Source organism: Nonomuraea sp. NPDC003201 (genome assembly GCF_053590415.1).
On the sequence record NZ_JBSFTC010000368.1, the window covers coordinates 1 to 9,811 of the forward strand.

At 71.1% G+C, this 9,811-nt stretch carries 8 protein-coding genes; 4 read left to right on the forward strand and 4 right to left on the reverse strand.

What is annotated here, in order from left to right:
* Window positions 1-21: 21 nt before the first annotated feature.
* Together ACWDX9_RS54215 and ACWDX9_RS54220 are read right to left on the reverse strand one after the other, a co-directional pair.
* The gene (locus ACWDX9_RS54215) at window positions 22-1,434 is read right to left on the reverse strand and encodes an LCP family protein (protein ID WP_449970155.1); all 1,413 of its coding nucleotides are present in this window, start codon (window positions 1,432-1,434) and stop codon (window positions 22-24) included.
* A gap of 312 nt (window positions 1,435-1,746) precedes the next feature.
* Window positions 1,747-2,763, reverse strand: a complete 1,017-nt coding sequence (locus ACWDX9_RS54220; RefSeq protein WP_449970158.1) for a neutral zinc metallopeptidase — start codon at window positions 2,761-2,763, stop codon at window positions 1,747-1,749.
* Between the two features lie 595 nt (window positions 2,764-3,358).
* Here ACWDX9_RS54220 and ACWDX9_RS54225 point away from each other — a divergent pair.
* A complete protein-coding gene (locus ACWDX9_RS54225) occupies window positions 3,359-4,228 on the forward strand; it encodes a LysR family transcriptional regulator (protein ID WP_449970161.1) in 870 nt (289 codons plus the stop codon).
* A 148-nt stretch (window positions 4,229-4,376) separates the two neighbouring features.
* Here the strand turns inward: ACWDX9_RS54225 and ACWDX9_RS54230 are convergent, their stop codons facing one another.
* Window positions 4,377-5,723: a sensor histidine kinase gene (locus ACWDX9_RS54230; protein WP_449970164.1), complete on the reverse strand. Its 1,347-nt coding sequence runs from the start codon at window positions 5,721-5,723 to the stop codon at window positions 4,377-4,379.
* The gene (locus ACWDX9_RS54235; RefSeq protein ID WP_350740775.1) at window positions 5,716-6,390 is read right to left on the reverse strand and encodes a response regulator transcription factor; all 675 of its coding nucleotides are present in this window, start codon (window positions 6,388-6,390) and stop codon (window positions 5,716-5,718) included. Before ACWDX9_RS54235 ends, ACWDX9_RS54230 begins: the two co-directional genes overlap by 8 nt.
* Window positions 6,391-6,517: 127 nt before the next feature.
* On the opposite strand from ACWDX9_RS54235, the gene ACWDX9_RS54240 reads away from it, so the two are divergent.
* From ACWDX9_RS54240 to ACWDX9_RS54250, 3 genes are read left to right on the forward strand one after another with little or no spacing between them, the layout of a single operon-like run.
* Window positions 6,518-7,684 (forward strand): LolA family protein, encoded by a 1,167-nt coding sequence (locus ACWDX9_RS54240; protein WP_449970165.1) that lies wholly within the window; start codon window positions 6,518-6,520, stop codon window positions 7,682-7,684.
* Entirely contained in the window at window positions 7,681-8,667 is a 987-nt protein-coding gene (locus tag ACWDX9_RS54245) for an ABC transporter ATP-binding protein (RefSeq protein ID WP_350740779.1), read from the forward strand. Before ACWDX9_RS54240 ends, ACWDX9_RS54245 begins: the two co-directional genes overlap by 4 nt.
* Window positions 8,654-9,679, forward strand: a complete 1,026-nt coding sequence (locus ACWDX9_RS54250) for an ABC transporter permease (protein ID WP_449970168.1) — start codon at window positions 8,654-8,656, stop codon at window positions 9,677-9,679. Before ACWDX9_RS54245 ends, ACWDX9_RS54250 begins: the two co-directional genes overlap by 14 nt.
* Window positions 9,680-9,811: the final 132 nt, after the last annotated feature.

Genomic DNA, 9,811 nt, shown 5'->3' on the forward strand with positions numbered 1-9,811 from the left:
TCCCCGCCGCCGGTGCCGTGGTTACAGACCGCAGAGCTCGTCGAGGGACTTGGCGCCGCCGCCCTTCTGGGTGTTCCTGGTCGGCGTCTGCGTGGGCGTCAGCGGGCGCGTACGGGTCGGCGAGGCCGAGGACGTGACGCTCGGGGACGCGCTCACGTTGGCCGTCTGGGCCTGGCGGGCGGGCCGGCTGGAGTCGGCGATCGCCTTCCTGGCGGCCAGGCGGATCTTGGCCCAGTCGGGCCGGCCCGGCCAGAACTGCGGCGGCACGAACTGCTCGCTCGTGATCCGGGCGTCCTTGACCTTGACCGCCAGCTGCACCAGCGGCTGCAGCAGGTGCTCCGGGATGTTGGTCTGGGCCAGCCGCTTGGCCGCGCCGGCGATCTTGGTGAAGTTGGCGAGGATCACGGTGGGGGTGGCCTGCTGGGCGAAGGCGCCGATGACGCAGCGCTGGCGGGCCATGCGGGAGAAGTCGTCGCTGTTGACCCGGGAACGGCCGTACCAGAGGGCCTGCTCGCCCGACAGCTTCCGGTAGCCCGCCTTGATGGTGCCCGCCGTGCCGAAGTGGCCGCCCCACTTGACGTCCTGCTCGACCCGGATCTTGAGGCCGCCGATGGCGTCCACGAGGTCCGCGAAGCCGAACATGTTCATCAGCATGTAGTAGTCGATCTTGAGGTTCAGCGTGTAGCCGATGGCGTCCATCAGCGCCCGGGGGCCCTTGTTCTTGCCGCCCATGAGCTGCGGGTTGTCGTTGGCGTACTGCCAGACCTCGTTGAGCAGGCCGCCGTTGGGGAGCTCGGCCATGTAGCCGTTCGGGAACTGCTTGTGCAGCGGCGAGGTCGGCGGGAAGCGCACGTGCTGCAGGTTGCGCGGCAGGCTGAACAGGACGGTGTTGCCCGTCTTGAGGTCGATGCTGGCCACGTTCATGCTGTCGGTGCGCACGCCGGTGCGGTTGCCGGCCGCGTCGCCGCCGATCAGCAGGAAGTTCACGCGGTCCTTGCCGCCCCACGGGTCCTCGCCCTCCTTGACCGGGGCGGGGACGTCGGGGTCGGACACCGAGGGGAAGATCTGCTTGATCGCCTCCCGCGCGGTCAGCACGTAGTTGGCGGTCAGGGCGAACGGCGACATCACCGCCACGCACAGCACCCCGACCACGATGCCGGTCAGCACCTGGCCCTGCTGGTTGAGGCGGTTGGGCCCGAGCGCGACGTACGAGGTCACCAGCACGGCGAACCACAGCAGCGCGAGGACCGAGGCCACCACGACCACGGTGATCATCATCCCGTCGCCGACGAAGGCGGTGAGGTTCTGCAGGTTCCGGGTCAGCCCGTAGGCCAGGGCCGCCAGGAGCAGCACCGCGTACACGCTGAGGAGGATCAGCCCGGTACGGCGGCGCCCGGCGCGCAGATGTGCGGCGCCGGGCGCGATGGCGGACAAAGCGGTCCACCCGAGTACTGATCCGGTCGTCAGGGGCTTGGCGAAGCGAGGGGATGAGGAGCCAGGGCGCGGACGGCGAACGGGCCGCCGTTTCTTCTTGCCCCCTGGCACGTTTTCTGCCCCATCGCGATTGCTCACACCCGGCTCCTTACACGCCTACCAGGCAAAACTGTCGTTGCCCCCCGTTGGGCACAAGATTGCCAGGATTCTAGTCCCCATATCTGGACATCAGAGACATGTGCCCAAGCTGAGATGAACACTACGTGCACGATGGGCCGCGTTTATGGGGTTTTGGGTAGGTCGTAACTTTTTTCAGGAGACGGTCGAGGACGGCGCCATCCAGGTGTTGCACTGGTACGTCTTGTCCCGCTCCCAGCCCTGCCGGAACCACCGGTTGTTGTTGGCGGGCGTGCCGTGGTCGCGCGGCCACCCCGGATAGTCGCCCACCTGGGCGTAGAACGAGAACAGGCGGCTGCGCAGGGACGTGCTCACCGGGTACGACGCCGCCACCGACCGCATCCACATGCCGCCGAAGCAGGTCGCCTGCAGCTCGAGTCGCCTGCTGAGCGCCAGCTTGCCGCTCTGGCCGGAGGAGTCGAGGGTGGCGCGCCACCAGGAGTCCATCAGGCCGGTGATGTTCTGGATGTGGTGGCCGTACTCGTGGGCCATCATGCTGATGATGCCGCCGTGCCACTGGATGATCTGGCCGTACCCGCGGGCGTTGCCGTTGCCCCGGGACATGGCCGAGGTGGAGGCGTAGATCGTGTTGTTGCGGGGGCAGTAGTACGGCACCATGCTCCCGGCCGACGGATAGTCGCCGCACGCGCCCCGGCCCCGCTTGGCGGCGATGGCGTAGTTGGGCGCGCTGAACTGGATGCCCTGCTTCTCCAGGATCGGGCCCCATGCCTGGTCCATGCACTTGCCGGTCTTCAGGATCAGCGCCTTGAGCTGACTGTGGTTGAAGATGTTGGCGCTTCCGCCGGAGCAGCTCAGCCTGGGCAGCGAGCCCGCCCGGTACATGGTGTTGCTCTTCAGGCTCGTGTTCAGCGTCACCTTGGGAGGCTGCGTCGGGGTCGTCTCCGGCTCCTGGGTCTCCTCCTGGGTGGGCTGCCGCGTCGGCGAGTCGGACTCCGTCGGGGTCGGCTGCCGCGTGCGGGTGGGGAACGGGTCGCTGGTGGCGCGCTCCGAAGGCTCATATGTCGGGATCGCGACCGGTGTCGTCGTCTCCGACCTCGACGCGCTCTTGAACAGCGCCGACGCGATGACGATCAGCACGAACAGCGCGGCGATCCCCCCGAGCACGCCGCCGATCACGCCGAAGACGCCCATGCCGGACTTCCTGCGCTGCGGCGGCCCCCACTGCGCCGGCGGCAAAGGGGGCGGCGGCGGCGGCGGTGGCGGCGGAGGCGGGGGCGGCGGTTGCCGGTATTGCTGCTGCTGCCCGTAGGGTGGCGGCGGTGGCGGGTACTGCGGGCCGCCCTGGGGATAGGCCTGCTGCGGGTACGCGGGCCCCTGAGGGTGGGGCGGCGGCGCCTGCTGGTACGGGTTCCCCTGCGGAGGCGGCGGGGGAGGCGGTGGGGGAGGTGGCGGAGGCGTCGGGTACGGTTGCCGGCTCGGCGGCTGCGGCTGGCGGTAGTTCGGCGGCGGCCACGGCAATGAGGGAGGCCTCTGTGGCTGCCCTGGCCCCTGTGGCGGGGGTGGATAATGCCCGTTCCCTGTCACCGTGTCTCCCCGTTTGCCCGGTTGTCTGGAATCGATGGCTTTGCGCCGCGACTTGCCGGACCCTTGCCAAATTTGGGGCAAAAGCATACTCATTTCTCACCCGTCACGGATGTAGCAGTGATCGGTTACGGTCCGAAATCATTCGAGGTGATCTCGGTTATCTCCCGGTCCGCGCGGCGGGCGTTGCCCTAGCTTCTTTGGCATGAATCTCCAGCAGCTCCGCTATGTGGTCGCGACTGCGGAGCACCGCACCATGACCGACGCGGCAAGATCGCTTTACATCGCGCAGCCTGCGCTGTCCCGCGCGATCCGCGATCTGGAGCGGGAGCTCGGTATGACGCTCTTCGCTCGTTCAGGCCGTGGCGTGGTCGTTACCGCGCAGGGCCGTCGCGTGGTCAAGCTGGCGAGGGAGGCACTCGATGCCGTTCGCGAGATCGAGGGCCTGGCCAACCACAGCGGCGTCACGGAAGCGGAGCTCCGCATCGCGTCCACGCCCAGCCTCGAACCCGGCCTGGCCGGGCGGCTGCTCCCGGCTTACGCGGCCGAGCATCCGGGAGTACGCGTGCACATCGTTCGCTGCGACGGCAGAGACGGCGTCGTCAGCGCCATCAGAGATCAGCGGGCCGACCTCGGGCTCACCGATCTCCCGGTCCCCACGGACCTGATCACCCATCCGCTCGAGCGCCAGGAGATCGTGCTGATCTCCCCGCCCGGGCTCGACCTGCCCAACCCGGTGCCGATGGGCAAGCTGCACGGCATGCGCCTGGCGCTGCCGGCCCGCGGCAGCATGCGGCGCAGGGAGCTGGACGCGATGTTCGGCAAGTACTCGGTGAGCCCCGTGGTCGTGCTCGAAACCGACGAGCGCAACGGCTGGCTCAACGCGGTACGCGCGGGCCAGGCGTCGTTGCTCTGGTACCGCGGCCTGGCCGAACAGGCCAGTCGCGCGGGCCTGATCGTGCGCTCGCTCGAACCCGCCGTGCGGCGTGTCATCGCCGTCGTGCACGCCCGCCGCCGCCTGCCGCTGATCGCCCAGGACTTCCTGTCCACAGCGGAAAAGGGGACAGCGGCCTGACCCGATTAGGAACGATCCATGCTCATGGCCTCCACTCCGTGGAGGCGGGGTTCGGTCGCTGGGGAGCCGCCGCCCTCCCTCGTCGCTCCAGTCGCTGCGCTCCCTACGCTCCTCAGTCCAGGCGGCGGCGCTCCCTCACCCGCACCCCCTACCGGGAGACGGGCAACCGCACCACGGCCCGCAGTCCAGGCGCGGCGTCCTCCAGGACGACCGTGCCGCCGTGCGCACGCACGGTCTCACGTACGATCGCCAGCCCCAGCCCGGCGCCGCCCTCATCACGGCTGCGCCCGGAGTCCAGCCTGGTGAAGCGATTGAAGACGCGCTCGCGATCCTGCTCAGGGATGCCGGGCCCGTCGTCGCTCACCATCAGCACTCCGTCCGCGGTCAAGGCCACCTCGACCTTGGAAGAGGTGTGGCGTACCGCGTTGTCCATCAGGTTCGTCAGCACCCGGCTCAGGTCGAGGGCGTCGCCGCGCACCACGACCGGGTCGCACACCGTCAGGCGCGCCTCGGCGTACCTGTCGACGGTCTGGCGGACCACCTCGTCCAGCTCGACGGGTTCCCGCCTGGCGGGCACGCCGCCGCGCTCGTCCAGCCTGGCCAGCGCCAGCAGGTCCTCGGCCAGCCTGGACAGCCGCATCGTGTCCTCCAGGACGCCCTCGGCGGTCTCCCGCCAGTCCTGACCCTCCGGGTGTCCCAGCGCGACCTCGAGCTGCAGCCTGATGCTGGCCAGCGGGCTGCGCAGCTCGTGCGCCGCGTCGGAGACCAGCGCCCGCTGGCGCTGCTCGGCCTCCTCCAGCCTGGCCAGCATGCCGTTGAGCGTGGTGGCCAGCGAGTAGACCTCGTCACGCGACTGCGGCACCGGCAGCCGGCGCGACCTGGCCGTGTGCGTGATGTCCGCCGCGCCCCTGCGCAGGGCCGCGATCGGGCGCAGCGTACGGCCGATCATGAGCCAGCTCGCCACCGCGAGCAGCACGATCAGCGCGGGCGTGCCCACCAGCAGCACCCGTCCGGACGTGACCAGGCTGGTCTGGATCTCGCTGATGGGCCGGGCCGCGATCACGGTCTGCCCGCGGTCCGCGCTGAGCACGATCACCCGCAGGAACCCGGGGACCGCGTACGGCCGCCCGTCCAGGAGCGTGGCCTGCCCCCGCTTGAGCACCTTGGCCCGCGCCTTGGCGTCCAGCAGCGGGACCAGCCGGTCGGTGCCGTACGTCACGTGCGTGATGCGCCCGCCGGCATCGATGACCTGCACGATCGTGCCGTCGTGCGTGGTGATCGGGCTGGTCAGCGTCCCGGCGTCGGCCGCCACGCGCACGGCCTGCGCCGTCTGCCTGGTGGACTCGTCCACCGTGTCCATCAGCGCCCGTTCGAGCACGCTGACCAGCACCGACGCCGACACGGCCAGCGCCAGCGCGAGCACCGCGGCGGCCGCCACCGTGAGCCTGAACCGCAGCCCCTGCCGCCGCCACCAGACGAGCGGGGAGTCAGCCACCGTCGCCCGCCAGCCGGTAGCCCGCGCCGCGCACGGTCTGGAGCGCGTTCCTGCCGAACGGGGCGTCGATCTTGCGCCGCAGGTAGCCGACGTACACCTCGACCACGTTCGGGTCGGTGTCGAAGGTGTCCCAGACGTGCTCCAGGATCTCCGCCTTCGACACGACCTCGTCCCGCCGCCGGATCAGGTACTCCAGCAGCGCGAACTCCCTCGGCGTCAGCTCGATCGAGCTCCCGTCCCGTTCGACCCTGCGCCGGGCCGGGTCGAGCGACAGGTCGCCGGCCACCAGCACCGATGGCCGCCGTCCCGCGTCGCGCCGCAGCAGCGCCCGGAGCCTGGCCACCAGCACCACGTACGAGAACGGCTTGGTCAGGTAGTCGTCGGCGCCCAGGTCGAGCCCGTCGGCCATGTCGTATTCGCCGTCCTTGGCCGACAGCATGAGGATCGGCACCCAGTTCTCCTCCGCGCGCAGCTGCTTGCACACGTTGTAGCCCGAGAGCCGGGGCAGCATGATGTCGAGCACCACGATGTCGTAGTCACCCTGCCTGGCCGCGTGCAGGCCCTCCTCGCCGTCGTGGGCGAGGTCCACGGCGAACCCCTCAGCCTGGAGCCCCCGCTGGAGCGCGGCGGCCATCCGCCGCTCGTCCTCGACGACAAGTACTCTCATGTGGCAATTCTCCTGTTCCCGCCCTGAGACAACGCTGAGAAGGCTGAGAGCCGTCTCAGACAGTCTCAGGTCCGCCTAAGGATGCATCACGCAGGCTCTGAACATCGACATACCGTTAAGGAGTGAGATGCGCAGAGGCACGTTCGTGAGGTGGGGAGTGCCGATCGCGGCAGCGGCCGTGATCGGAGCCGCGATCGGCGCCGGCCCCGTCATAGCCGCGGTGAGCGGCGCCCCCGTGCTGCCGGAGCGGTCGGCACAGCAGCTGCTGGCCGACGCCGCGGCGGCGACCAGTAAGGGAGGCGGCATCGCGCCGATGTCCGGCACGGTGCAGCAGACGGCCTCGCTCGGCCTGCCGGCGCTGCCGCAGACGGGTGAGGCGTCGCCGCTGAGCCTGCTGTCCGGCTCGCACGAGGTGAAGGTCTGGTACGGCGGCGAGGGCAAGATGCGGGTGGCCCTGCCGACCCAGCTGAACGAGACCAACCTGATCGTCAACGGCGACACGGGCTGGTACTGGGAGAGCGCCACCAACACGGCCACCAAGCTGACCATCAAGGGGGAGACCGGGCAGCACAAGCAGGGCCTGCCCACGCCGCGGCCGACCGACGTGACGCCGCAGCAGGTGGCCGAGCGGCTGCTGGCCAACGCCGACCAGCACACGGCGGTCCGCGTGATCAACACCGCCCAGGTGGCGGGCCGGCCGGTCTACCAGCTCGTGCTGGCGCCCAAGGACGCGGGCTCGCTCGTCCAGGAGATCCGCATCGCGCTCGACGGCGAGACGTACGTCCCGCTGCAGGTGCAGGTGTTCGCCAAGGGGTCGGCCGAGCCGGCGTTCCAGGTCGGGTTCACGCAGGTGACGTTCACGCCGCCGGCGGCCGAGAACTTCACCTTCACCCCGCCCGCGGGCGCCAAGGTGGAGGAGAAGACCCTCGGGGCCGGCATGGAGCAGGACATGGCGGCGGACCGCGCCGAGCACGCCAAGGACGTCGCGGAGCGGGCGAAGGTCGTGGGGCAGGGCTGGACGACCGTGGCGGTCGTGCCGTTCTCGCTGTCGGACCTGAAGACCGCGACGCCGTCGGACGGGCGTGAGGGCCGCGGCCCTGGCGGGGGCGCGGGTGCCGACCCGAGCGCGCTGATCGACAGCGTGCTGAAGTCCGCCACCCCGGTGAGCGGCACGTGGGGCTCCGGCAAGCTGATCAAGACCAAGCTTGTCACCGCCCTGCTGACCGACGACGGCCGCCTTCTGGTCGGCGCGGTCACCCCGGAGGAGATCACCAAGGCGGCGGGCACCAAGTGACCACCGTCACGCAGGAAGCAGGGGCGCCCTCCGGGGCGGCCCTGCCCCCGGGGGTGAACGCGGGGGAGTTCGCGATCGTCACGGAGGGCCTGACCAAGCGCTTCCGCGGCGGCCAGGTCGCCGTGGACACGCTGGACCTGGCCGTGCCGCGCGGCTCGGTGTTCGGCTTCCTGGGGCCGAACGGCTCGGGCAAGACCACCACGATCCGCATGCTGCTCGGCCTGGTCGCGCCGACGTCGGGCGGGTACTCCGTGCTCGGCCTGCCCCAGGCCCAGGCCCTGCCCAAGGTGGGGGCGCTGGTCGAGGGGCCGGCCTTCTACCCGTACCTGTCGGGTGCGGCCAACCTGATGCGCTTCGACTCCGCCGACCCGACCGCGCCCCGCGCGAGCGCGAAGCGGCGCATCGCCGAGGCGCTCGACCGCGTGGGCCTGTCGGCCGCGGCCGCCAAGCGCTTCCGCAACTACTCGCTCGGCATGCGCCAGCGCCTGGCCATCGCCGCCGCCCTGCTGGGGCCGCGCGAGCTGCTCATCCTGGACGAGCCCACCAACGGGCTCGACCCGCAGGGCACCCGCGAGGTCCGCGCGCTGGTCAAGGAGATCGCCGCCGACGGCACCACGGTCTTCGTCTCCTCCCACCTGCTGGCGGAGGTGGAGCAGATGTGCACGCACGCCGCGATCATGCGTACCGGCAAGCTCGTGGCGCAGGGCACGATCGCCTCGCTGAACGGCGGGCTCGTGACGCGCGTCCGGGTGGAGACGCCGGACGTGGCGGACGCCGCGCGGGTGCTCGGCACGCTCGGCCTCGCCGACGTGCTGACCTCGGGCGGGGAGGTCACGGCGGAGCTCGGCGGCCACGCGCCGGAGCGCGTCAACGCCGCGCTGGTGGGGGAGGGCGTGGCCGTTCGCGGGCTGGCCGTGGTGCGGCCGAGCCTGGAGGACGTGTTCGTGGGACTGACAGGGGAGGGCTTCGATGTCGACGGCTAAGTCGACGGCTGAGACGGCAACGGCTGAGACGGCAACGGCTGAGACGGCGGGGACCCTGGGGTCCGGCGCCGGGACCACGGGGGCGGAGACCCAGGAGCGCCGCACGCCCGGGCTGGTGCCCGTCGCGGAGTCCATGCGCACCACCGAACGCCGCCCGCCGGAGCCGTCCGCCTCCGCTCCCGCCCCCGCGGCGGGGAGGGTGTGGGCGTTCTGGCGGCTGCTCGGCTCCGAGCTGGGCCTGACGTTCCGCAGGCCGCGCAACCTGACGATGCTGGCCGTGCTCGGCGTCGTGCCGATCGTCATCGGCGTGGCGCTGCGGCTCGTGGCCTCCGAGGAGGGGATGGGCGGGCTCGTCCAGGACGTCGTGGGCAACAGCCTGATGCTGACGTTCGTGTCGTTCTCGTTCCTGGTGCTGCTGCTGATGCCGGTCGCCGTCAGCGTCGTGGCCGGCGACTCGATCGCGGGCGAGGCCGGCGCGGGGACCCTGCGCTACCTGCTGGCCGCCCCGGCGGGACGCACCCGGCTGCTGCTGGTCAAATACCTCAACGCGGTCGTCTTCGCGTACGCGGTCACCGCGGTGGTGGCCCTGACGGCGCTGGTGACGGGCCTGATCCTCTTCCCGGCGGGGTCCGTGACGCTGCTGTCCGGCAGCACGATCTCGATGGCCGACGGGCTGCTGCGCATCCTCATCGCCGTCGGGTACGTCGGCGCCGGGATGGCCGCCCTGGCCGCGGTCGCGGTGGCGCTGTCGACGTTCACCGAGGTGTCCATCGGGGCCATCGCGGCCACCATGGTGCTGGTCATCGTCTGCCAGGTGCTCCGGGCGATCCCCGAGCTGGACTCGATCACGCCCTACCTGCTGCCGTCCAAGTTCACGAACTTCGACGCCGTGCTGCGCAGCCCGATCGACTTCGGGAGCCTGCGGGACGGGCTGCTGGCGTTCGGGGCGTACATCGTGCTGTTCGGCTCGATCGCCTGGGCGCGCTTCTCCGGCAAGGACATCACCTCCTGACAGCGGCGGCGCCCCGGCGGGGGGGGGGGGGGGGGGGGGGGGGGGGGGGGGGGGGGGGGGGGGGGTGGGGGGGGTGGGGGGGGGGGGGGTGGGGGTGGGGGTGGTGGTGGGGGGGAGGGGGTGGAGAGGAGG